The following is a 23,095-nucleotide window of genomic DNA, read 5'->3' on the forward strand; positions in this document are numbered from 1 at the left end:
TGTAATACAATTGTTTGTTGTGGCGTTGCTCCATAATTGTTCTAATTTGCAGATCGACCTGTCTTTAGAATCGTTATCGAACAGCGCTGTATTATTCAATAGTTTGAGGAATTCATAGTGTCCCGTACTATTATGCTTATCCCAGTTGGCGCTGGTGTTGGTCTAACAAGCGTAAGCCTTGGTGTTTTACGTGCAATGGAACGCAAAGGCGTTCGTGTTTCTTTCTTTAAGCCTATCGCACAACCACGTAGTGGTGGTGAAAAGCCTGATCTGACTACAACGATCATCCGTGCTAACAGCGATATGGAAATTGCAGAACCATTTACAATGGCACGTGCCGAAGAACTTCTTCGTAACGACCAAAGTGATGTACTGCTAGAAGACATCGTCGCACGTTTCAAAGAATCAACAGCGCAATCTGAAGTAGCATTAATCGAAGGTCTTGTACCGACTCGCAAGCACCCATTTGCGAATCAGATTAACTATGAAATTGCTAAAACGCTGGGTGCGGAAATCGTATTCGTTATTGCGCACGGTACTGATAACCCCGCACAACTAAAAGAGCGTATCGAAGTAGCATGCTCTAACTTCGGCGGCATTAAAAACAAGCAAATCTCAGGCGTTATTGTTAACAAGCTAAACGCACCTGTCGATGCTGAAGGCCGTACTCGCCCAGACCTATCTGAAATCTTTGACGATATAGACGGTACAACTATTCCGCTAAACGTTGAAGTAATGCAAGTATTCAACTCTAGCCCTATTCGTGTACTTGGTTGTGCACCATGGAGCTCAGAGCTAATTGCAACACGTTCAACAGATATTGCTGCACACCTTAACGCTCAAATCATCAACGAAGGTGATATTGCGACTCGTCGTATCAAGAGTGTTACTTTCTGTGCACGCTCTATACCTAACATGGTTGAGCACTTCCGTCCTGGTTCACTACTAGTAACTTCTGCAGACCGTCCTGACGTTATCGTTGCGGCATGTCTTGCTGCAATGAACGGCGTTGAAATCGGTGCACTTCTTCTTACTGGCGGCTATGAACTACCTAAGCCAGTAATGGATCTTTGTGAGCGTGCATTCGCAACAGGCTTACCTGTAATGACGGCACTGGGTAACACTTGGCAGACATCTCTGAACCTTCAGAGCTTCAGCCTTGAAGTACCAGCAGACGATAAAGAACGTGTAGAATTCGTTAACGAATACATGGCTAGCCATATCGATGGTCAGTGGATTGAATCATTAACTGAAGGTTCTGCTAAAGAACGTCGTTTAAGCCCACCAGCATTCCGTTATGAATTAACAGAGCTAGCGCGCAAAGCTGCTAAGCGTGTTGTTCTTCCTGAAGGTGACGAACCTCGTACCGTTAAAGCTGCAGCTATCTGTGCTGAACGCGGTATTGCTGAGTGTGTTCTTCTTGGTAATCCAGAAGAAATCAAACGTGTTGCTGAACAGCAAGGCGTTACACTAGGCGCTGGTGTTACAATCATCGACTCTGAAGCAGTTCGTGAAAACTACGTTAAACGTCTTGTTGAGCTTCGCGGTGCGAAGGGCATGACTGATGTTGTGGCACGTGAAAAGCTTCAAGATTCTGTTTTCTTAGGCACAATGATGCTAGAAAACAATGAAGTTGATGGTCTTGTTTCTGGTGCGGTACACACAACAGCTAACACTATCGTTCCTCCGTTCCAAATCATCAAAACAGCACCAGATGCATCTATCGTATCTTCAGTATTCTTCATGCTTCTGCCTGATCAAGTACTGGTATACGGTGACTGTGCAATCAACCCAGATCCAAATGCTGAACAACTTGCTGAAATCGCAATTCAATCTGCTGATTCTGCAAAAGCATTCGGTATCGAACCTCGCGTTGCTATGATCTCATACTCTACTGGTACATCTGGTAAGGGTGCTGATGTTGATAAAGTACGTGAAGCTACACGCATTGCTCAAGAGAAACGTCCTGATCTAATCATCGATGGTCCTCTACAGTACGATGCTGCAATCATGGAAAATGTAGCCGCTTCTAAAGCGCCTAATTCTCCTGTAGCGGGTAAAGCAACAGTATTCGTATTCCCAGACCTAAACACTGGTAACACGACGTACAAAGCGGTACAGCGTTCAGCTGACCTAGTTTCTATCGGTCCTATGCTTCAGGGCATGCGTAAGCCGGTAAATGACCTTTCTCGTGGCGCACTTGTAGACGATATCGTATACACCGTTGCACTTACTGCGATTCAGGCAAAACAATCTGAAGACGCTAAGTAATTACTGATTAGCTAAACAAGCTATACCGAACGCCTCTGCAGTAATGCAAGGGCGTTTTTTTTACTTTAAACTTGGAAAACCAGATACTACAACATGTTTAAAGTACCCAGTAATGAACAATTGATGCAGAAAAAATGAAGAGGATTTACGTCTTTCATATCAAAAAGGCCATAATGATCTGCTTATCATTATGACCTTTTTAATGTTCTTTATTGTTTTGTGCGCTCTACTCTAAGCGCCATCAATAAACGACGGTACTACTCACTGCGCAAGTAAATAAGCCAGTAGCCCATCCCGACGAACACACCACCACCAATAATATTACCGAGAGTCACTGGAATAAGGTTATTAATAATAAAATTACTCATGGTTAAATCGGCAAAATCAGCGGGGTTCATACCGCTCAGTTGCCAGAACTCAGGTGATGCCAGTGTCTTAATACCAATCGCCATCGGTACTTGAAACATATTCGCTATACAGTGTTCAAAACCTGCAGATACAAACATCGCTACGGGTAAAATCATCACCATGATTTTATCTGTTAGAGTACGTCCACTGAATGTCATCCAAACGGCAGCACAGACTAATACGTTACACATAATGCCAAGCGCAACTGCTTGAAAGAAACCATGGTGCAATTTATGTTGAGCAATTTGCATGGTATTAATACCTACCGCGCCATTAGCCGACATGTATTGCTTAGCCACCAGCATGATACCCACCAGTAACAAAGCACCGATCAAGTTACCGATATAAACAATGCCCCAGTTCATACATAAGCTTTTCCAGCTAATTTTACCACTCGCACGAGCCACTAACGTCAAGACAGAACTCGTAAAAAGTTCACCGCCAGTGATCACCACTAAAATAAGCCCGAGGCTAAATGCAAGCCCACCGATGAACTTACTCATTCCCCATGCCATATCTCCAGAACCCGTCGTCACCGTGGTATAGAAAATAAATGCAATCCCAATATGCAGCCCTGCAGTAATAGCCAACAGAAAAGACTTCATTGGATCTTTAGTTGCCTTACCTACTCCGACTTCTGCAGCTTTTTCCGCCATCTGCGGCGGTAAAAGGGAATCAAATTGACCCTGATTCATAAACACTCACCTGATACATATTGAAATACAAAAAATTGACAGCGGATACTGAACCCAACAAGGGTTAATTTCAAGCCTTAAACACCATAAAACATCGAAAAAAACGCAATCTTTGTTCGCATATTCCGAGATAAATAATTATATTCAGACTTACCCTTCATCGTTACTAGGGTGTATACAGTTGTAAATAAAGGAATTACTTACGTTTCATGGGTATATTACGTCGTGTAGGATGATTAAGGCGCACACCTTACGATTAAAAAAAAGTAACGCCTAAATCAAACGCTGCTTAGAAGTATTAATCTTTACGATTGGTTTGAAGTAAATTACTTGCATCTAGGCTTCAAGATTTTTAGTCTTGTTTTCGTAAAGAGGTGGACATGAATAAAGCAAAAATAGATATTTACTACTGTCGTCAGTGCAATTGGATGTTACGCGCAACGTGGATGTCTCAAGAATTGCTACATACATTCAGCGAAGAAATTGACACCATCAGTTTGCACCCAGACACAGGTGGACGCTTCGAGGTGCACTGTAATGAGCAATTAATTTGGGAGCGTAAAGCGGACGGTGGGTTTCCTGATGCCAAACAACTTAAACAACGCGTACGAGATGTGATCGATCCAGAGCGAGATTTAGGGCATGTCGATCGTTAATGACTATGTAGTCGCAGATGCAATTGAGGCTAATAAGCGCACCACTCATTATGTAACGATGAAAATGCTGCGCTTTTCTTGTTTTCACTACTGTATTTTTTCGTCTAAACCTAGTTAATAGCTACAGAGCGAAGTACATCACCACCAAATGTAATGACTTTTAACGTATTGTCTTCAAACACACCGAAGCTTGCCTGATGATCGCCACGGGGCATCGTGACTGATCCGGGGTTAAATAATACAAGGTCCCCTTTTTGTTCAGCCACGGGGATATGTGTATGACCCGATACAATCACATCACCCACTTTTAAGCGTGGGTGCTTATCGGCATTATATAAGTGGCCATGAGTCAAAAATAAACGTCTACCATTAGGCAAAAGCACTAAGTTGTAGTCCGCTAACATCGGGAAATCTAGCAGCATCTGATCGACTTCACTGTCGCAGTTACCACGCACGGCAATAATACAGTCACCAAACTGATTCAATAAATCAGCGACTTTAGTCGGCGCATAACCCACAGGAACAGTATTTCTTGGGCCAGGATTCAAGACATCGCCTAATAATATTAAGTGCTGAGCTCCGCTTTGCTCAAATGCAGCAATCGCTTTTTTCGCGCTGTCGTAGCAGCCATGTATATCGGAGGCAAAAAATAATTTCATAAAGCAAAGTCACACGTTGTAAAACAGGAACAACATATTACGCTTATCCACTTTTTTTTTCTATTCAGCATTGTTTCAAAACACACTCAATCTAAGGTTGAAACGCCGTTAAATCCGCTCAATCATGCAACATGCCATTTAGTACAATATTGTTATAACTTACCATACCCAATACCTTACCATCTTCAATAACGGGGGCACGGCTGATCCCAAAACGTTCAAATAATCGCGCACAATAACGAACATCCATCGAGGCACTTACCGATAATGCAGGCTTGGTCATGATTTCATAAATATTAGTGCGCTTCGGTGAACGATCTTGAGCTAAAACTTGCTTGGCAATATCATTCATTAACACAATACCGTATTCATCGTCGGCATTACGCTTATTAACAATTAATGCTTTTACCTGACGTTGCTTGGCAATAACGATAGCATCTGCAACCGTCGTAACACCTTCAACCATTGCGTAAGCATCCATCATTACATCGCGAACCCGAATAATGCGCTGATCGCCAAATTCACGATGACTCAAATTATATTCATTCATAACTTGTCCCCAACCACCTTGGTTAACTCTTCAATTTGATGTGCAACACCAACCGCATCTTCAATATTCAGTTGAAGCGCAATACCTTGCCCTTCCTCACTATCAAATTCGCCGACTTCTTCAATCGTCTCTAAAATCGAGCGGGCCAAATGCTCTTCAACCACTAATAAGATAACATCACGCTGGACCTCTAAAGTAAGACCGAAAAAAGTCTTCTTTTTATTCAGCCCTTCACCTCGCGCATTATTAATAACAGTGGCACCAGTCGCCCCTGCATCACGCGCGGCATCCAATACAGCATCTGTTTTTGAATCTTCAACAAAGGCAATTAACAATTTAAAACGCATTATTCAGCTCTCCTTTCCAGCCAAACCGACAACTGGGCATACCCCATTACTGTAATCATCGGAAATAAACTGGCAAACGCGATCAAACCAAAACCATCTAACATCGGGTTACGCCCCGGAACGGTAGAGGCTAACCCTAATCCTAATGCCGTCACTATCGGAACGGTCACCGTCGATGTTGTCACGCCACCAGAGTCATACGCTAACGGCACAATTGATTTAGGTGCAAAGTAAGTCTGTATCACCACAATGATATACCCCGCCATAATGTAATAATGCAAAGGGTCACCCACCACAATTCGATAACTCCCCAAAGCAATGCCCATGGCAACGCCTAATGCAACGGCAATACGTAATCCATTTACTTGAATTGTACCGCCCGATACCTGACTCGCTTTAATGGCAACAGCAATCAAGGATGGCTCTGCCACTGTAGTACTAAACCCTATTGCGGCGGCAAAAATATATACCCAATAGTAATCAACCCAGTCAATAACCAAAGGAATGACTGCCCCTTCACCATACAAAAACTCAGGTGCCGTCAGTTGCTCGGCCATCGATTCGCCCAACGGAAATAACGCCAGTTCTAAACCCATTAAGAACAACGATAAACCAACAATAACGTAAACAAACCCCAAAACGACACGGCGCCAATTAGCAACGGGGCGACGTAAAACAGCTAACTGAAACCCAAAGATAATCACTACGATGGGTGCAACGTCGCGCACCGTCATCATTAAAGTGTCAGAAAATTGCACAAGTGTTGAAACAAATTGACTCATGTCTTTAGGTCATCCTCATTAGCTCAACACCATGCCGTACCCCATGACAAAAATCATGGGCGTTAATGAGGCAAACGCAATTAAACCAAAGCCGTCAATCATCGGGTTTCGCCCTTTAATTGACGAGGCTAGGCCCACGCCTAAAGCGGTGACTAAGGGCACTGTAATGGTCGATGTAGTAACGCCCCCAGAATCATAAGCAATGCCGATAATGCTTGGTGGAGCAAACCAGGTCATGATCATTACCAGTAAATAGCCCCCCACAATCATCCACTGAATTGGCCAGCCTTTTAGAATACGAATAACCCCCAGCATAATGGCTAGCCCAACAGAAAAAGCGACCGTCAATCGCAAGCCAGAGGCATAGTCTAATTGTGCTTCTTGATTGTTATCTATCATGCCACCTTCTGCCGCTACTTCTGCGGCCTCTGTGGCAACTGCAGTTAATGCGGGTTCAGCAATGGTGGTACCAAAACCTAAACAAAAAGCGAAGACTAATAACCAAGCTAAGCTGCCTTTTTTAGCAAAAGCGTGCGCCATTGATTCACCAATGGGAAACAAGCCCATCTCTAAACCAAAAATAAAAAAGGTTAATCCCATTACCACAAAAATAAGCCCGAGTAATATCGGCCCCCATTGCGGTAACGGCTGTTGTAATACCACCAGTTGAAAAAAACTAATAACAAAAATAATCGGTAATAAATCTCGAAAACTAGAGAGCATTGCTTTCAATAAAGCCATAATAGATTTCATGCATCTCCTTGTTGTGAGATTAATTCACCTACTATATTTATGGCTCATTAATATTTAGACACAAATTTTATTGTGCGAGGCGAGAAGCCCACCACACTATTAAATATTCATAATAAAAAGACCTTGTAAAAGTAGTGCTTTTTCTCATTCTGCGATATCTAAGGCTTTTATACCAAAACCACTTCCAAGTACGGAATTCAGAACGATCTCAGCGAACATATTGAGGTAACTTAAGGATATTTATTCCTGAATAAACACACTTGGTTATACTTATACCGACTGACACCTAAAGACCTGTGTCTACACACCATGTTCAACAATAATTCTTTGATCGTATCGTTCAAAAGAGGCGTATTATCTGAACAGGTAGCAGAAGGAGAAGCATGGACATGAATATATTAGTAACAGGTGGAACCGGGTTTATAGGTAAAGCGCTACTGCCTCATTTCAATCATGATCATATCATCGTACTCAGTCGTAACCCTGCAATGGCTTATCAACGATTAGGACATCACATCAAAGTCATCTCATCTATCGAAGAGCTCAGTGACTTCAATGATATTGATGTGATCATTAATCTTGCGGGTGAGCCCATTGTTAATAAACGTTGGAGCAACAAACAAAAACAGATTATTTGTGAAAGCCGTTGGGCAATTACTGATGCAATCGTAGATAAAATAAATGTGAGCAGTAACCCTCCCCATACATTTATCAGTGGTTCTGCGGTGGGTATCTATGGCGATCAAAAATCTAATCAATTTGATGAAAGCCTACAAATAAAAAATGAGGATGACGCAAATTCCTCTCCTCTTGATTTCGCTCAAACCGTCTGTACAAAATGGGAAAACACAGCCTTACTAGCGCAATCAGATAAAACGCGGGTATGCTTATTACGTACCGGTATAGTGCTTGCTAAACATGGCGGAGCACTAGCAAAAATGCTACCTGCTTATCAATTAGGGCTTGGTGGGCCACTCGGAGATGGGAAGCAATATTTCCCTTGGATTCATTTGCAAGACATGGTGAAAGGCATTTTATTTTTACTTAAAAATCCAGAAGCACAGGGTGCATTTAACTTCACCGCTCCTACCCCTGTAACGAATAAAGAATTCAGTCAAACCTTGGCGAGAGTTTTACATCGCCCACATATTTTAAGTACACCTGCTTGGTTACTTAAAATCGGGTTAGGAGAATCAGCCTCACTATTGCTTGATGGCCAACGTGCTTTACCTGCCAAATTGGAATCACAAGGCTTTCATTTTTGTTACCCCGAACTAGAGCATGCTCTGAAAAACACGTTGAACTGATGTTGATCTAACTCAAGAAAGATACCCAAGCTAAATTGGGTATAAACATCCGTGAACACACGGATGTTTATTAAGACTTTAGTGGCTGTAATAACTGCTTCAGCATGGTGCTAATAATAAACAGAACCAAACCAATCGCAGCGGTAGGCAACATTACCCATAATAGAGGGTGCCATTGTGGGGGCATTTCAAATCCCCACTTTACCAGCGCAGCAACAATCGCTTCTGCACCAACAACAGCCATTAAGCCAGCAATCAATGCCATCAAGCCATACTCGCCCCATACCGTCGCTGAAATACGCTTTCTACTCGCGCCTAATGTTCGATACAGTTTAATTTCTTGTTGGCGCTGAGCCATACTCAGACGTAGCAACGTCATTACCAGTAATAGTCCACTGAGCACTCCTAGTGCAGCTAAGACAGATAGTGATAATGACACTTGTTGAAGCATTAATTGGATACGCGATGCCATAGTGCGTAAGTCCATAAGACTCACTGTTGGGTAGTCCCGCCCCAACTGATTTACCACATCATTTTGGTCTGACTCTATTCTAAAACTTACCAACCAAGTGGCAGGTAAATCAGCCATCACATCCGGGGTAAAAATAAAATAAAAATTAGGCCGCATGTTTCGCCATTCAACATGGCGAATACTATTCACGGTAGCTGAAAATGGCTGACTATTCACATTAAAGCCCAGCTCATCACCTACCGATAATCCTAACCGCTCAGCAATACCAGACTCAACTGACACCCCTTTTAGCGCCAACCCAGCTTCTGGCCAATAACCATCTAGCACATCATTATGAATAGGCAAGGTTTCACGCCATGTGAAATTTAACTCACGTCGTAATGCTTCATCACGCTGCTCGGTATCATCAGCCTGCATCAATAGATCGATCCCATTCACCGCGACTATTCGGCCACGAATAACCGGATAGGCTTCAGAGTGAGGAATATTCTCTTGATCAAGTTTCGCTAAATAGTCTTGCTGTTGTTCAGAACTGATATTAATCGCAAATACGTTAGGTGCATCAATGGGCAGTGTTTGCTGCCAGTCGGCTAATAAATCGGATCGTAATAACCAAATGACGGCCAATAACATTAATGAGCTCGTGAGTGCTGCTAATTGAGCCCCTGTTGTTAACGGGCTGCGACTTATACGACTCAACGCTAACGTCATTGCTGGGCCCCACGTTCTTTTGCGTAGTAATGATAAAATCACTAAGCCAAAGAAGGCAAGTAATACCAATACGACCACAATACCCGCTAAGGTCATCCACATTAATTTATTATCACCAAACCAAATCAATGCAGCGGCAACAGGTAATAGCAATAAAGCGTAGGCTTTATTATTCTTCGGCCTATCAGCTTGTTGCTGGATTACTGAAATAGCTGGCGCATCCAGCAAACGAATTAAAGAAATACCAATCCCAGGGATCGCCACCAGCAATGCAACGAACATACTGATAAATAGAGGAGATACTCCCATATCTGGCAATGGATCTGGTAAAATATCCGCCAAGGGCAAACGCAGCAATACTTCCAGCCCCCACCCAATCGATAGCCCAGCAATGGCTGAAAGCCCAAATAACATCGCTAACTGACCAGATAACCAACGCCATAACCATCGCTTACTCGCCCCCAAGCTTTTCATCATGGCAACGGTTTCAACGCGGGTTGAGGTGTAATGCTGGCACGTCAGTACCAAAGTCGCTGTCGCCATTAAAATGACTAGAATTAAGGTCAAAGATAAATATTGTCTGGCGCGATCAATAAATTCACCAGTACGACCTTGTGAGGTTTCACTCAACCAACGCTGCCCTGGTTCTAACGTTACAAAATCTTGAATTGCGGTAAGCTTGTCGTCACTGCCCATAAAATACAGGCGATACTGTACACGTCCTCCGGGTTGGACCGCCCCTGTCGCTGCAACATCATCTTCATGAATAAGCACCGCAGGCATCTGACTAAAAGGGTTAAATGACAACTCAGGTTCTTGTGCTATTTGACCTGACACCTTCAATTCGGCATCACCAATCGCAACAGTCTCCCCTTCTTTAACATCTAAAAGAGAAAATAAACGTTCCGATAACCACAACTCCCCCGGGTTAACTTTACTGTGTGAACTTTCCTGATTTTGCAACGCCAATTTCCCACGTAATGGAAAATCACTTTCGACCGCTTTTACACTGATCAGCTGCATTTGCTGTTCACTAAATGCCATCGTGCCAAAACGTGTTTGCTCTGAAAACGTTAAACCAAGCGCTTCAGCTTTACTTAGCAACGTTGCCTCTATCGGATTATTAGAGACCAGAACTAAATCAGCGGCGAGCACTGATCGCCCCTGATCTGTCATGATTTTCTCAACTCGACTGACCAATGCCGCCAATGCAAATACACAAGCAATAATCAAAGTAAGCGCCACAGCCACCGGCCAAAGCTGACCTTGCCATAATTCTCGCCAGCTCCATTTTAGCAACAGTTTGGGTTGCTGCCTTTTTTGTATTCTTTGTGAGTCAGCCATATCTGTCATGCCGCCTCCACCTTTCCACCTTGGATCCGTAAGGTACGATCACAGCGCTCTGCAAGCACAGAATCATGCGTCACTAACACTAATGTTGTACCGTGATCTCGGTTTAATGCAAAAAGTAAATCAATGATATTCGCCGCTGTCTGCTCATCAAGGTTACCGGTAGGCTCATCGGCAAACAGCACCTGAGGGCGCGTCATGAATGCACGCGCAAGTGCTACGCGTTGTTGTTCACCACCCGACAGTTGTGAAGGTAAATGGGTTTCTCTACCAGCCAAACCGACCAGTTTCAATAAATCAGATGCTCTCGTTTCATCGCCCACATCACCTTTAATAATGGCGGGTAACATGACATTTTCAACTGCATTTAAAGACGGAATTAATAAGAAGCTTTGAAAGACAAAACCAATCGAATCACTGCGTAAAGCTGCTCGCGCTTCATCATCTAATTGCGACAAAGACTGTCCCAATAACTCAATATCTCCCGTACTCGGGATATCCAACCCTGCTAGTAATGTCATTAAGGTGGACTTACCTGCGCCAGAGACGCCAACAAGTGCTATTGTTTCTCCTTGCTCGACCTCGAGGGAAACATCCTGCAAAATGGTAAGCGAAGACGATGCCGTCGTCACTTTTTTAGACACAGATACAGCCTTAATCACGGATGTTGACATGATGCGAATCCTTTCAGTTTTATTGATCTATTTATGCTCGCTAAATGCATGGGGCAACACATTACTGGTGGTCGGTGATAGCTTGAGCGCGGGCTATCAAATGCGGGCAGAACAAAGTTGGCCAGTATTACTGCAACCCGCATTAAAGCAACAAGGTCATGAAATTACCGTTGTAAATGCCAGTATTTCAGGTGATACAACAGGAAACGGCTTGGCTCGATTGCCTACATTATTACAACAACATAAACCAGCTTACGTCATAATTGAACTCGGGGCTAATGATGGATTACGTGGTTTCCCTCAAGGTACTATACGTAACAACCTCAGCCAAATGATCACTGAAATTCAAAATGCTGATGCCAAGCCAATGCTCGTGCAGATAAAAGTGCCGCCCAATTATGGCAAACGCTACAGTGATATGTTCAGCTCGATTTACCCCCAACTCAGTAAAGAGCTAGCCACACCACTGTTACCTTTCTTTTTAGAACCGATCATTTTAAAGCAAGAATGGATGATGAATGACGGTTTGCACCCTAAACCTGATGCTCAGCCATGGATTGCCGAATATATGGCTGAGAATATCGCACCTTATTTATAACTTCCCTGCTACAGCAAACCTTTAAGAGAGATAACAATGAGTACTTCCATTTTAATTACAGGCTGTAGCACTGGCATTGGCTACCACTGTGCAATCGCACTTCATCAAGCAGGTTATCAAGTTATAGCCAGCTGTCGCCACCTAAAAGATGTTGCCGCTTTACAAGCACAAGGGCTACATTGCGTACAACTTGATCTCACCACTAGCGAGTCAATTCAACAAGGCTTAAAAGAAACATTAGACATTACCGGCGGGACACTAGATGTACTATTTAATAATGCGGCTTACGGTCAACCTGGGGCATTAGAAGATTTACCCACTCATGCGCTGCGTGAACAATTTGAAACTAATATTTTTGGCTGGCATGAGCTCACTACCTTGGTTATTCCTCTAATGCTTAAACAAGGCCATGGTAAAATTGTTCAAAACAGTTCGGTGTTAGGGCTTGTTGCCATGAAATACCGAGGAGCATACAACGCCAGTAAGTTCGCCCTAGAGGGCTACACGGATACACTACGCCTTGAATTAATGGATACCCCGATCAGCGTCAGTTTAATCGAACCCGGTCCTATTGAAAGCCAGTTTAGAGACAATGCGAAAAGACAATTTGAGAAGCACATAAATATTGATGATTCACGCCACCAAGCCAGCTATAAAAAAACACTGGAACGATTGGGTACATCGTCACCAACCAATAAATTTACCTTAACACCTGAAGCTGTGCTTAAGCCGTTGTTGAATATAATTAACACTAATAAACCAGCACCGCGTTATTACGTAACTCAGCCCACGTATATTTTTGGCTTTCTACGTCGTGTATTGCCGAGTCAATGGCTAGATAAGCTTCTAGTAAAAAGTAACTAAACCTTATTATTCGTCTTATAAGCAACCTTGATATCTAACATGGTTGCTTTTTTATTCGTGAACACAACTATCTCCACTTAAAATCACACCTTTACCTGTGTAATAAAAGTTCAATCCTTGTATTGTAGCCATCATAAATAAGCACTAAGCACTATTATCGCGTTAGTAATGATAAAAAAAACAATAACGTAATATTACTGTCACATATTCAGGTTATCTTAATTATGTAGATTGAAGAGAAACCTCCTACATCTGATTTCTCTACACCTCCCTACGCCTTATAACTAAAAACCCTGAGGGTGTGGTATGACATTACGCCAAATAAATATGCTTTGTGTCTGTGTGACACTCGCTTTACTGTTAACATTTCAAGGCTAAAAAGGAGAGGATTACTCTCCTTTTTTTCGCCTTTACTTCACATTCCCCCTTCTCTTTCTTGATAAACATGTATTAATCCCCATATTATTTAGTTAAATGCCCCACATTTTTGCGCTAACTCTGGCAAGGTATTTAGACAAATTTTAAATTTAAACATTTACGGATGAGTAGCATGTACGAACAATTAGCGATTGAACTGACAGAACAGAATCTCCAACAAGTGATTGAGCAATCAAAGCAAACACCTGTTGCAATCAGCTTTTGGGCACCATCGATGCCTGAAACCCTTGAAGTAAATGCAATACTTGAGAAAATTACTCGTGAGTATCAAGGGCAACTTGTTCTTGCGACCCTTAACTGTGAAACCCAGCAAATGGTTGCCTCACAGTTTGGCGTTCGAGGTTTACCTACAGTTGCATTATTTAAAGATGGTCAACCCGCAGATGGCAGTTCAGGTCCTCAAACAGAAGCTAGCCTGCGTGAAATGTTAAATAAGCATCTACCAAGCCAAGAAGAATTACAGTTAAAGGCAGCGTTAACGCTAGTCGATAATAAAGAATATTCCCAAGCTCTGCCTGTACTTCGCCAACTCGCGACTGCATTCCCACAAGCAGGCATTGTTACTCTTGCCATCGCTGAATGTTTAGTGGAAACAGCTCAATTTGATGAAGCTGAAACTTTACTAGCAACTGTTGTAATGCAAGATCAAGATGCAAAATACAAAGGCTTAATGGCGAAACTTGAATTACACAAGCAAGCAAGCGATTCACCAGAGATCCGTTTATTAGAAGATAAACTTGCCACTAACCCAACAGATTCAGCCGTCTCTTTCGAACTGGCTATTCAGTACAATCAAGTAAGCCGTACCGAAGAAGCATTAGAGTTATTGATTACGATTTTACAGGAAGACTTAAACTTTGCAGATGGTAGCGCAAAGAAAACGATGATGGATATACTTGCCGCATTAGGCCAAGGTAACCCAATAGCTGGGCAATATCGCCGTAAGCTGTACTCTCTTTTATATTAAAGAAGCGTTATTACATAATAGTAAAGGGCAGAGTAATAAACATTACTTTGCCCTTTTTAATTTTAAATCAGTGACGATCAATTAAATATGTTCATTCGATTTTTCAAACACTAAAAAACGATCACCAGAATCCACGACTAACGTCTCATTCACCACCTCAATGTTGGTTACATGGCGTAAAACATTCATAATATTTTGCTCTTGCTCAACGATTTCCGGCAGGCACATTTTATGCGTCATAATAGGTAGTGTGAAATTCACTGCACTATCATCGATATTCAATTTCCCTTTAAATAAATTACAACCAGTAAAACCTGCTACACCTAGATCCTCTTCAATGATCATACTTGGTTGGCGCTTAGTGATACCTGGAATACTAATCCCCCCCTCAAGAATCCACTCACCCACGTATTGATCAGATTCACTTAATAATTGTTGATTTGAAAAGCACCCAATTAAAGGCAAAGCGAGCATAGCTAAAATGAAAAATTTAATTATGTTCATCATATAGTTATAACTTTCCGAGATACTAATCACCTTAAGTAACGGATATCCACAATTATTTAAGGTGATTAAAATTTGAATAAAAAAATACCGGTAAAACCGGCATTTGCAATTGTTACCTGAAATCAAGATAGTCAAAATGCAATAACGCCTTAGCACTATTGCATTAAACCTCTAATTACTTGATTACAACTTCAACAGAACGCTCGATTAGAGACTTACCGCTGTCGTCTGTTAGCGGGTTCTGATCAGCAACAGATGTTACTGTTAGGCGAGATGCGTCAACACCGTTGTCAATTAAGTACTGAGATACCGCGTTTGCGCGTGCTTCAGATACTTTAGCGTTGATTGCAGCAGTACCTGTTGAATCAGTACGACCAATGATTTCAGCGGTTAGTTCTGGGTTTGCTTGCAGCGTTTGTGCAACTTCGTTCAGGTTATAACGACCGTAGTCGTTCACATCAACTTGACCAGTTTGGTAAGGAAGTACGAAGTTTGAACGAGTCATTGTCGTTACTTCTACAGGCACTTCTTTAACAACTTCAACGTCCTGAGTTACGATCATTGGTGTTGCAGGTTGACCAAACTTGTAAGTCATACCCCAGTAAACCTGGTGTAGGTCAGTGTCTTGACCTTGGTTCAATTCTAGGTTCTGGTAGTAATCGTAACCAATCTTGGTTGATACAGCATTAGTTAGTTGGTACTCAAGACCAACACCCGCAGTACCAGTGAAGCTATCATCGATCTCACCTTCAGCAAAGATGTAAGTTGCACCCAACTTACCGAATACAGATAGGTCTTGTGTAAAGTAGTAGTTACCCTTAACACCAAGAGTACCAAGGTGTAGATCTGCATTACCTAGGTCATGCATGTAATCGTAGCTAGTGTAAAGACCAACATTTTTGTTGAAGTCGTAACCTGCTTCTAATTTAGAGCTAAATGCTTCACCAGTACCGCCAACGTTAGACAGGTCATTGCTATCAACGATACCCATACCCATACCAGCACCGATCCAAAAGCCAGCTTTATCTACAGATTGAGTCGCATCATTTGCAACTGCATCGTCAGCCATCGCTTGAGTAGCTACGCCTAAAGAAAGTGCAGCAAGAACTGATAAAGATAGTGATTTCAATTTCATTATAAACTCCGAATTTTCTAATTGGCCACTCGTTAATGCGTACTGATTTTTTTCTATTGTACTGCCGAGGGCATGTCAGGAACGAGATACATACTGCGACTAAGTTCCCTACTGAACAAATAATAAAAATGTTGTTCATTATTAATTAGCTTTATTCATTCCCATCAACAGTACGAGTTCTGAAACATGACATTTTCAGAAAAAAACTAAAACAAAGAGTGATAAAGATCACAATTCAAGTTCTGAAAAACATAAAACCCAACACGAGAAAAATATAAAAACATAAAAAGCAATAATTAACAGTAACTTAAAACAAACTCAGGTTAAGTGCATTTATAAAACCACTCACTTCTGAAAGCTATAAAATGAAAATAAAAACACGCTAAAACAATGATTCAACCAATCAACGCTTATGGCCGTCTCTTCCATAAATCCTTTATTTTGTTAGCATCCCTTTCGAAAAATAAACATGTGTAAATAACAATATGCCTGACTTTTTATACCATTGAGTATATTCATACGAATACCCAATATTGCACTTTGTCGAACATGGTTTCATTACGGTGTTATATAAAAACCATTGCCCTCAGTGTATTTAGCCGTCTTGATAAACATCATTAAGAATAAGAAAGCGACAAACCTCAGGTTTTGTCGCATACAATAAATAGGTAACAGTACATGATCATCTATAAGCATGGTAATGACATTTTTGAGCCTCAGAAAAGTGCTTTTCGAACCACAGAAAGCACGACAAAACTCAGTGCGAGCGAAACTAAAGTTTTGCAGTATTTGATTGAAAATAATGGCGAGATAATTACACGAGAAAAATTGCTAGAGATAGGATGGCCCAACAAGGTTGTTGTGCCTAACTCACTGAATGTAGCCATTGCTAATTTAAGAAAAGCATTCAAAACTAAGATCGAAATTATTATCACGATTAAAGGTGCGGGATTTACAATTGCCAAAAATACCTTTATTCAACATACGATACAACCAGAACCAATCTCTCTGGTTAATGAAGAAATGGATGCAGAAAAGTCAGAGAAAAAAAGCTTTAGCAGCCATAACGATGATCATTCAATAAGCAAATCTAAACGCCAACTATTTCAAACGGTATCTTTTAGTGTTTCTGTTGTGGTGGTGTTTACATGGGTCACGTTATGGGTGAGTAGCTGGCAATCGCCGCCTTGCATCAGCTTTAACGAACAAGAAATTTGCGGCAATATTGAGTTGCTCAATCTAGAAGATCTTCCAAAAACAGCAAGTCGTTCTCTCTATATCGATTTTAAAGGTAACATTTATGAAGCACAGTAAACTCATATTGATAGCGTTTATTGCCTTTGTAGGATTATTGCTATTTCCTATTATCAACGGGTTAGGCTGCGATTTTAGTTTCAAATACATGATTGGTGATCGTGAAGAGTTTGGCAGCTGTAAACTTGGGCAATACACATTAATTGACTACCCAGATAAAGATAACGGCTATACCGTACTTAACGGTTGGTATTTTAATATCTTTAATAATGCCGTGATTGTAGTAACCAGCCACGAAGATCATACTAAAAAAATGACCCCAGAAGTCATGAGTGCTATCAATGTATTAAATCAACGTTCTTGGTATCAAATGAGCATGGAACAAATATCTCCAGCCCATATGGCGGTCTATACCGATACCCCATCAGATACCATGAAGGTTATTCAATACAAGGGCAAGCTGTCTTTGTTAGATAAAGACGCTTAATCTTGGCTTAACCCCTCGATAATTGGGCATGCAGCCCCCTCGTTCCCTGGGCATTGTTTCGTCAATGTTTCCAGGGTTTTCTTCATCATCAATAACTCCTCTATTTTATGATCAATTTCAATTAACTTTTCCTGGGCTTTCAGTTTTACATCTGCACTTTTACGCTTAGGATCTCGTGACAAGGCCAGTAATTCACCACACTCCTCTAAAGAAAACCCAACTAAACGTGAGCGACGAATAAGATTTAACTCTGCAACATGCTTTTCACCATATAGGCGGTAACCATTACTGCTACGTTCTGGCACCGTAATAATCCCTTTCCCTTCATAGAATCGGATCGTTTTGGTGGTTAACCCTGTTTTTGTTGCGACGTTGCTAATATTCATACCAGCCTCTTGAACATTACAGCTTATGTAAGGTTATTGGACTCTATTATTCTGTGAAGATTCCCTTTTTGACAAGTATTTTCTTATCCGATCTTCCAGCTAGCCCCTTCCCAAATTAATTTATATAACTCGCTTGACCTTACACCAACTAGAAGGTTTATTGTTACTATCAAATTAATATATTCTTTACTTTTCCACTTATCGCTTCTCGTAGCTAAGGTGACAAACATGACCGAATTTATCCTTCCTCTCGGAAAAGTTCGTTGTATGAATTGTGCGAACAAAATCCACACAGCTTTAACGACCTTACCGAATATCGAGCATGTTGAGGTAGATACTCAACGCGCCATTATTATAGGAAACGTTGAGCTAGCACCTATCATGTCAACCATTACAGCACTGGGCTACGAGGCGGGCTATCAGCATATATTGCCACTTCAGGGTTTATCATGTGGTAAATGTGTGGCAAAGGTAGAAGCTGCGCTAGCTGAAAATAACCAGGTCACTGATTTTTCAGTTACCAAAACACAAGTATCAGTAACAGGGGTAATCACAGAACCAAACTTAATCACCTTGATTGAAACGTTAGGTTACTCCGTGCCTACTGAACACACTTTTCATTTTTCTTTATCGGGGCTAAATTGCGGTAAGTGCGTCAAAAAAATCGAAAATGCACTCGCTGAGCAAGCTACTGTTAGCGATTTCACCATAAGTAAAACGCAGGCGACTATCACGGCTAAAACCGAAGCCGATACACTTATATCTCTGATTAAATCACTTGGCTTTATGGCGAAAGAAGTCGATGGCACAAAGGCTGTAGTGAATAGCATCGATGCAGAAGCCAACCATACAAAAGACACACCTAATATCGCCCCAATACAAGAAGATGCCTCTTCGAGTACTTTGCAATTCCTGCTTTCTGGAATGACATGTGCAAGTTGCGTATCTTCAGTAGAAAAAGCGATCTTGGCAGTGCCTGGTGTCGAACAAGCCAATATCAATCTAGCAGAACGTACTGCATTAGTTACTGGTACAGCCTCTGACCAACATATTATAACGGCTATCATTAATGCGGGTTACGGGGCTGAATTGAGTGCTGATGAACAAACACGCCGCGCACGCCAACAAAAACAGAATGACACAACATATCGCCTGCATATGCGTAATGCCTTTGTTTCTCTCGGTCTAGGTATTCCTCTAATGGCCTGGGGGCTATTAGGCGGGAATATGACGATTAACTCTTCTAGCAGTCAAATTGCCTGGGGAGTAATTGGCATTGTTACCTTTGTTTTATTAATCACCGCTGGGCGCCATTTCTTTATTAACGCCTGGAAAGCATTCGTACACCACCGTGCAACCATGGACACCTTAGTCGCACTTGGTACAGGATCCGCTTGGCTATTTTCAATGTTAGTGGTTATTGCACCCAATATTTTTCCAGAACCCGCTCGTCATGTGTACTTTGAAGCAAGTGCAATGATTTTAGGCCTAATCACCGTCGGGCATGCACTTGAAGCGAAAGCACGTAGTCGTACATCAAAAGCATTAGAGCGTTTAATCGATCTACAGCCTCAAACAGCCATTGTTATTATTAACGGGAACGAGCAAGAAGTGCCACTCGCCGACGTACAAGCAGGCATGTTGGTACGCCTTCATCCTGGGTCAAAAATACCTGTTGATGGGATCGTTGAAGAAGGTCAAAGCTATATTGATGAATCAATGTTGACTGGTGAGCCAATTCCAGCCAACAAGCAAGCCGGAGATAAAGTTCACGCTGGCACAATGAACCAAAATGGCAGCCTAATTTTTAAAGCTGAACATATTGGTAGCAATACCATGCTAGCGCGTATTATCCAGCTAGTTCGCCAAGCCCAAAGCAGTAAACCCGCACTGGCACGGTTAGCAGATACTATTTCAGCGATCTTCGTTCCTAGCGTCATGATTATTGCCATTATAACCGCTATGGCATGGTACTACTTCGGGCCAGAACCCTCGTCGATCTATATGCTGATCACAGCAACGACAATATTAATCATCGCTTGCCCTTGTGCGCTTGGTTTAGCAACTCCAATGTCGGTAACCGTAGGGGTGGGTCGTGCTGCAGAATATGGTATCTTGATTAGAGATGCAGAAGCGATGCAACTTGCCGCTGATATCGACACCGTAGTGCTCGATAAAACGGGAACACTGACAGAAGGCAAACCTCAGGTTGTTAATATTCATACCTACAACAATACTCAAAGTAACCACTTACTCAGCTTTGCTGCCAGCCTTGAACAAGGCTCTGAGCACCCTCTGGCGCGTGCAATTATTGATGCCGCCAATACCGAAGAACTTTCACTACTTAAACAGCAGTCATTCGAAGCCAAACCAGGCTTTGGTGTTATAGGTAAAGTAAGTGAACACCAACTTCTATTAGGCAATGCTCGTTTACTTCAACAGCATCATATTAATATTGATGCTGCAGATGAAGATGTTCATATTATTGCCAGCAAAGGGGCAACCCCTATCTACATGGCGATTGATAACCAGCTAGCAGGGGTATTGGGGGTTAGCGATCCCTTACGTCAAGATTCCATTTCAGCGGTAAAACGAATGAAAGCGATGAACCTTAATGTGGTGATGCTAACAGGAGACACACTGATTACTGCCAATGCTATCGCCCATGAAGCCGGTATTGATACCGTCATTGCAGGCGTATTACCTGATGGAAAAGCTGCAAAAATAGCTGAACTTCAACAACAAGGACACAAAGTCGCGATGGTTGGGGATGGTATTAATGATGCCCCAGCGCTCGCACTGGCTGAGGTTGGCATTGCGATGGGAAGCGGTAGTGATATAGCCATTGAAAGTGCCCAGTTTGCGTTAATGCGCCATTCTTTACACGGTGTTGTCGATGCAATTCAACTATCCAAAGCTACATTGAAAAACATGAAGCAAAATTTATTTGGTGCCTTCATATATAACTCGTTGGGTATTCCGATTGCAGCAGGTGTGCTATTTCCATTAACTGGCACCTTATTAAGCCCTGTTATTGCAGGGGCTGCCATGGCTCTATCGTCTATCACCGTGGTAAGCAATGCAAACCGCTTACGTTTATTCAAACCTAATCAGCAGGAGAAATAATATGGTTGCTCTTATCGGATTGTTCGCTATTGGTTTTATCATCTGGTGGTTTTGGTTACACCCTGCGACGAAAGCAAAATAATACCGTTAATCATTCCCATTGAATGACGCTATTTTATCACACCCAAACGGCCGATTTATCGGTCGTTTTCCCCTCTCAATTCCAGCCTACTGGCAATGGTAAATTATCGATATAATTGATATAACAAACTCTCTTGCAGCAACTTTGGTTTAACCATGTTCAAAACTTTGTTTTCAAAAGCACTTATGGTGCTGCCATTTATAACGACATCAGTTTTTGCCGAGCCTATTGTGTGGCAAATCAAAGACGCTAACCGAGAATTTATCATTTTAGGCTCTGTACATGCAGGCACTCATGATATGTACCCTTTGCCTAAAGCCTTTCTAGAGCACTGGAAAACGGCAGACAGCCTCGTTGTTGAAGCCAATATTCTACGCCCTTCTCAAGCGCCTTTAGATATGTCGGGGCCTACAACATCATCAATGCTAAATCATCAACAACTTGAAAAACTCGCTTCAATTGCCAACGACTTAAAGCTGCCTTATTCATCTCTTAGTAAAAACCCACCATGGTTAACAGTGATCAGTATTCAAATGTCACTTGCCACTCAATTAGGCTTAAGTGCAGAGCAAGGTATTGACACTATTCTACTAAGAAGGGCAATGACCGAAGATTTACCGATCCTCGAACTAGAAAGCGTTGAACAACAGCTATCAATGCTAAAAAGTATGCCCGATCACGGTAAAGAAATGCTCACAACATCTATTGATGACTGGGAGAAAATGAGTAGCGAATTTACATGCTTGATTGATGCTTGGAAATCAGGTGATAGCCAAAAATTAACCACACTATTTGAAAAAAGCCAACACAGTGAAGCTATCGATAATGTACTTATTTTTGATCGTAATGAAGACTGGGCTAACCAATTAACAAATGGATCACCTTACCAGAAAGGTAAGTTTATGATTGTAGTAGGCGCATTCCATTTATTTGGTGATAAAGGGCTACCTAATTTGTTAAAGCAGAATGGATTCACGGTTACTCAACTGACAAAAAGCAAAAAGGTTCAGTGCTAATTTGAAAAGCATAAAGAACAACAGAAGCCTCTAAGCATAGAGAAAATATACGCTAGAAACGAAAAAAGCCTCGTCCTAAGACGAGGCTTTCGAAAGTGGTCGGTGAAGAGGGATTCGAACCCCCGACCCTCTGGTCCCAAACCAGATGCGCTACCAAGCTGCGCTATTCACCGACATTGTATATTTTAAATCTTACCAGATTGATTCTATCCGATTTGCACCAAACAGAAATAAGAGTGGTCGGTGAAGAGGGATTCGAACCCCCGACCCTCTGGTCCCAAACCAGATGCGCTACCAAGCTGCGCTATTCACCGACATTATATATTTTAAATCTTACCAGATTCATTCTATCCGACTTACATCCAATAGAAATAAGAGTGGTCGGTGAAGAGGGATTCGAACCCCCGACCCTCTGGTCCCAAACCAGATGCGCTACCAAGCTGCGCTATTCACCGACATTGTATATTTTAAATCTTACCAGATTCATTCTATCCGACTTACATCCAATAGAAATAAGAGTGGTCGGTGAAGAGGGATTCGAACCCCCGACCCTCTGGTCCCAAACCAGATGCGCTACCAAGCTGCGCTATTCACCGACAT

At 42.0% G+C, this 23,095-nt stretch carries 21 protein-coding genes and 4 tRNA genes; 10 read left to right on the plus strand and 15 right to left on the minus strand.

The window, feature by feature from the left end; translation table 11 throughout:
• Positions 1-132 precede the first annotated feature (132 nt).
• Positions 133-2,271: a phosphate acetyltransferase gene (gene pta, locus C9J48_RS24660; protein ID WP_036804007.1), complete on the plus strand. Its 2,139-nt coding sequence runs from the start codon at positions 133-135 to the stop codon at positions 2,269-2,271.
• Between the two features lie 257 nt (positions 2,272-2,528).
• Here the strand turns inward: pta and focA are convergent, their stop codons facing one another.
• Positions 2,529-3,374, minus strand: a complete 846-nt coding sequence (focA, locus tag C9J48_RS24665; protein WP_006232798.1) for a formate transporter FocA — start codon at positions 3,372-3,374, stop codon at positions 2,529-2,531.
• Positions 3,375-3,754: 380 nt separating this feature from the next.
• Between focA and C9J48_RS24670 the strand changes: the two genes are divergently transcribed.
• Positions 3,755-4,030, plus strand: a complete 276-nt coding sequence (locus C9J48_RS24670; RefSeq protein WP_006232797.1) for an Rdx family protein — start codon at positions 3,755-3,757, stop codon at positions 4,028-4,030.
• Positions 4,031-4,140: 110 nt separating this feature from the next.
• On the opposite strand, the gene yfcE is transcribed toward C9J48_RS24670, so the two are convergent.
• From yfcE to C9J48_RS24695, 5 genes are all read right to left on the minus strand, one after another.
• Entirely contained in the window at positions 4,141-4,689 is a 549-nt protein-coding gene (gene yfcE / locus C9J48_RS24675) for a phosphodiesterase (protein WP_006232796.1), read from the minus strand.
• A 118-nt stretch (positions 4,690-4,807) separates the two neighbouring features.
• Entirely contained in the window at positions 4,808-5,239 is a 432-nt protein-coding gene (locus C9J48_RS24680) for a CBS domain-containing protein (protein WP_006232795.1), read from the minus strand.
• Positions 5,236-5,586, minus strand: a complete 351-nt coding sequence (locus tag C9J48_RS24685; RefSeq protein ID WP_006232794.1) for a P-II family nitrogen regulator — start codon at positions 5,584-5,586, stop codon at positions 5,236-5,238. Before C9J48_RS24685 ends, C9J48_RS24680 begins: the two co-directional genes overlap by 4 nt.
• On the minus strand, positions 5,586-6,368 hold the full coding sequence (locus C9J48_RS24690) for a DUF1538 domain-containing protein (protein WP_006232793.1): 783 nt from the start codon (positions 6,366-6,368) through the stop codon (positions 5,586-5,588). The genes C9J48_RS24685 and C9J48_RS24690 overlap by 1 nt, the downstream gene beginning before the upstream one ends.
• 18 nt (positions 6,369-6,386) lie before the next feature.
• Positions 6,387-7,121, minus strand: a complete 735-nt coding sequence (locus C9J48_RS24695) for a DUF1538 domain-containing protein (protein WP_006232792.1) — start codon at positions 7,119-7,121, stop codon at positions 6,387-6,389.
• A gap of 389 nt (positions 7,122-7,510) precedes the next feature.
• Here C9J48_RS24695 and C9J48_RS24700 point away from each other — a divergent pair, with 389 nt between their 5' ends.
• A complete protein-coding gene (locus C9J48_RS24700; protein WP_036804084.1) occupies positions 7,511-8,428 on the plus strand; it encodes a TIGR01777 family oxidoreductase in 918 nt (305 codons plus the stop codon).
• Between the two features lie 70 nt (positions 8,429-8,498).
• Here the strand turns inward: C9J48_RS24700 and C9J48_RS24705 are convergent, their stop codons facing one another.
• Together C9J48_RS24705 and C9J48_RS24710 are read right to left on the minus strand one after the other, a co-directional pair.
• The gene (locus C9J48_RS24705; RefSeq protein WP_006232790.1) at positions 8,499-10,964 is read right to left on the minus strand and encodes an ABC transporter permease; all 2,466 of its coding nucleotides are present in this window, start codon (positions 10,962-10,964) and stop codon (positions 8,499-8,501) included.
• A complete protein-coding gene (locus tag C9J48_RS24710; RefSeq protein WP_006232789.1) occupies positions 10,961-11,635 on the minus strand; it encodes an ABC transporter ATP-binding protein in 675 nt (224 codons plus the stop codon). Before C9J48_RS24710 ends, C9J48_RS24705 begins: the two co-directional genes overlap by 4 nt.
• Here C9J48_RS24710 and tesA point away from each other — a divergent pair.
• The 3 genes from tesA to C9J48_RS24725 all read left to right on the plus strand — a co-directional run bounded on the left by tesA (position 11,634) and on the right by C9J48_RS24725 (position 14,502).
• On the plus strand, positions 11,634-12,233 hold the full coding sequence (gene tesA, locus C9J48_RS24715) for a multifunctional acyl-CoA thioesterase I/protease I/lysophospholipase L1 (RefSeq protein WP_006232788.1): 600 nt from the start codon (positions 11,634-11,636) through the stop codon (positions 12,231-12,233). The two genes, C9J48_RS24710 and tesA, sit on opposite strands and share 2 nt — an antisense overlap.
• 36 nt (positions 12,234-12,269) lie before the next feature.
• Entirely contained in the window at positions 12,270-13,097 is an 828-nt protein-coding gene (locus C9J48_RS24720; protein WP_006232787.1) for an SDR family oxidoreductase, read from the plus strand.
• 550 nt (positions 13,098-13,647) lie between these two features.
• On the plus strand, positions 13,648-14,502 hold the full coding sequence (locus C9J48_RS24725) for a thioredoxin family protein (protein ID WP_006232785.1): 855 nt from the start codon (positions 13,648-13,650) through the stop codon (positions 14,500-14,502).
• Positions 14,503-14,583: 81 nt separating this feature from the next.
• On the opposite strand, the gene C9J48_RS24730 is transcribed toward C9J48_RS24725, so the two are convergent.
• A complete protein-coding gene (locus tag C9J48_RS24730; protein ID WP_006232784.1) occupies positions 14,584-15,009 on the minus strand; it encodes an META domain-containing protein in 426 nt (141 codons plus the stop codon).
• 175 nt (positions 15,010-15,184) lie between these two features.
• Positions 15,185-16,144, minus strand: a complete 960-nt coding sequence (locus tag C9J48_RS24735) for an OmpA family protein (protein ID WP_006232783.1) — start codon at positions 16,142-16,144, stop codon at positions 15,185-15,187.
• A 678-nt stretch (positions 16,145-16,822) separates the two neighbouring features.
• On the opposite strand from C9J48_RS24735, the gene C9J48_RS24740 reads away from it, so the two are divergent.
• Positions 16,823-17,458, plus strand: coding sequence for a winged helix-turn-helix domain-containing protein (locus tag C9J48_RS24740; protein WP_006232782.1), 636 nt, complete (start codon positions 16,823-16,825; stop codon positions 17,456-17,458).
• Positions 17,445-17,885 (plus strand): hypothetical protein, encoded by a 441-nt coding sequence (locus C9J48_RS24745; RefSeq protein WP_006232781.1) that lies wholly within the window; start codon positions 17,445-17,447, stop codon positions 17,883-17,885. The genes C9J48_RS24740 and C9J48_RS24745 overlap by 14 nt, the downstream gene beginning before the upstream one ends.
• On the opposite strand, the gene cueR is transcribed toward C9J48_RS24745, so the two are convergent.
• Positions 17,882-18,271, minus strand: coding sequence for a Cu(I)-responsive transcriptional regulator (gene cueR / locus C9J48_RS24750; RefSeq protein ID WP_006232780.1), 390 nt, complete (start codon positions 18,269-18,271; stop codon positions 17,882-17,884). The two genes, C9J48_RS24745 and cueR, sit on opposite strands and share 4 nt — an antisense overlap.
• Before the next feature lie 228 nt (positions 18,272-18,499).
• Here cueR and C9J48_RS24755 point away from each other — a divergent pair, with 228 nt between their 5' ends.
• Both C9J48_RS24755 and C9J48_RS24760 read left to right on the plus strand, forming a co-directional pair.
• Positions 18,500-21,397 carry a cation transporter gene (locus C9J48_RS24755; RefSeq protein ID WP_006232778.1) on the plus strand — a complete coding sequence of 966 codons (2,898 nt, stop codon included), beginning with the start codon at positions 18,500-18,502 and terminating at the stop codon, positions 21,395-21,397.
• A 237-nt stretch (positions 21,398-21,634) separates the two neighbouring features.
• Entirely contained in the window at positions 21,635-22,495 is an 861-nt protein-coding gene (locus C9J48_RS24760; protein ID WP_006232776.1) for a TraB/GumN family protein, read from the plus strand.
• 96 nt (positions 22,496-22,591) lie between these two features.
• On the opposite strand, the gene C9J48_RS24765 is transcribed toward C9J48_RS24760, so the two are convergent.
• The 4 genes from C9J48_RS24765 to C9J48_RS24780 form a co-directional block, all read right to left on the minus strand.
• Positions 22,592-22,668, minus strand: a tRNA-Pro gene (locus C9J48_RS24765).
• A 64-nt stretch (positions 22,669-22,732) separates the two neighbouring features.
• A tRNA-Pro gene (locus tag C9J48_RS24770) sits at positions 22,733-22,809 on the minus strand.
• A 64-nt stretch (positions 22,810-22,873) separates the two neighbouring features.
• Positions 22,874-22,950: transfer RNA gene (locus C9J48_RS24775), tRNA-Pro, on the minus strand.
• 64 nt (positions 22,951-23,014) lie between these two features.
• Positions 23,015-23,091: transfer RNA gene (locus C9J48_RS24780), tRNA-Pro, on the minus strand.
• Positions 23,092-23,095 lie beyond the last annotated feature (4 nt).

The organism is Photobacterium profundum, from assembly GCF_003026285.1.
In the GTDB taxonomy this organism is placed as follows: Bacteria; Pseudomonadota; Gammaproteobacteria; order Enterobacterales; family Vibrionaceae; genus Photobacterium; species Photobacterium profundum.

What these genes read in the sequence shown, in the direction of transcription:
- C9J48_RS24740 (WP_006232782.1), top strand. Translation starts at nt 16,823, where the DNA reads ATGATCATCTATAAGCATGGTAATGACATTTTTGAGCCTCAGAAAAGT.
- pta (WP_036804007.1), top strand. Translation starts at nt 133, where the DNA reads ATGCTTATCCCAGTTGGCGCTGGTGTTGGTCTAACAAGCGTAAGCCTT.
- tesA (WP_006232788.1), top strand. Translation starts at nt 11,634, where the DNA reads ATGATGCGAATCCTTTCAGTTTTATTGATCTATTTATGCTCGCTAAAT.
- cueR (WP_006232780.1), bottom strand. Translation starts at nt 18,271, where the DNA reads ATGAATATTAGCAACGTCGCAACAAAAACAGGGTTAACCACCAAAACG.
- focA (WP_006232798.1), bottom strand. Translation starts at nt 3,374, where the DNA reads ATGAATCAGGGTCAATTTGATTCCCTTTTACCGCCGCAGATGGCGGAA.
- C9J48_RS24700 (WP_036804084.1), top strand. Translation starts at nt 7,511, where the DNA reads ATGAATATATTAGTAACAGGTGGAACCGGGTTTATAGGTAAAGCGCTA.
- C9J48_RS24730 (WP_006232784.1), bottom strand. Translation starts at nt 15,009, where the DNA reads ATGATGAACATAATTAAATTTTTCATTTTAGCTATGCTCGCTTTGCCT.
- C9J48_RS24710 (WP_006232789.1), bottom strand. Translation starts at nt 11,635, where the DNA reads ATGTCAACATCCGTGATTAAGGCTGTATCTGTGTCTAAAAAAGTGACG.
- C9J48_RS24760 (WP_006232776.1), top strand. Translation starts at nt 21,635, where the DNA reads ATGTTCAAAACTTTGTTTTCAAAAGCACTTATGGTGCTGCCATTTATA.
- C9J48_RS24745 (WP_006232781.1), top strand. Translation starts at nt 17,445, where the DNA reads ATGAAGCACAGTAAACTCATATTGATAGCGTTTATTGCCTTTGTAGGA.
- C9J48_RS24695 (WP_006232792.1), bottom strand. Translation starts at nt 7,121, where the DNA reads ATGAAATCTATTATGGCTTTATTGAAAGCAATGCTCTCTAGTTTTCGA.
- C9J48_RS24685 (WP_006232794.1), bottom strand. Translation starts at nt 5,586, where the DNA reads ATGCGTTTTAAATTGTTAATTGCCTTTGTTGAAGATTCAAAAACAGAT.
- C9J48_RS24735 (WP_006232783.1), bottom strand. Translation starts at nt 16,144, where the DNA reads ATGAAATTGAAATCACTATCTTTATCAGTTCTTGCTGCACTTTCTTTA.
- C9J48_RS24680 (WP_006232795.1), bottom strand. Translation starts at nt 5,239, where the DNA reads ATGAATGAATATAATTTGAGTCATCGTGAATTTGGCGATCAGCGCATT.
- yfcE (WP_006232796.1), bottom strand. Translation starts at nt 4,689, where the DNA reads ATGAAATTATTTTTTGCCTCCGATATACATGGCTGCTACGACAGCGCG.
- C9J48_RS24670 (WP_006232797.1), top strand. Translation starts at nt 3,755, where the DNA reads ATGAATAAAGCAAAAATAGATATTTACTACTGTCGTCAGTGCAATTGG.
- C9J48_RS24720 (WP_006232787.1), top strand. Translation starts at nt 12,270, where the DNA reads ATGAGTACTTCCATTTTAATTACAGGCTGTAGCACTGGCATTGGCTAC.
- C9J48_RS24725 (WP_006232785.1), top strand. Translation starts at nt 13,648, where the DNA reads ATGTACGAACAATTAGCGATTGAACTGACAGAACAGAATCTCCAACAA.
- C9J48_RS24755 (WP_006232778.1), top strand. Translation starts at nt 18,500, where the DNA reads ATGACCGAATTTATCCTTCCTCTCGGAAAAGTTCGTTGTATGAATTGT.
- C9J48_RS24705 (WP_006232790.1), bottom strand. Translation starts at nt 10,964, where the DNA reads ATGACAGATATGGCTGACTCACAAAGAATACAAAAAAGGCAGCAACCC.
- C9J48_RS24690 (WP_006232793.1), bottom strand. Translation starts at nt 6,368, where the DNA reads ATGAGTCAATTTGTTTCAACACTTGTGCAATTTTCTGACACTTTAATG.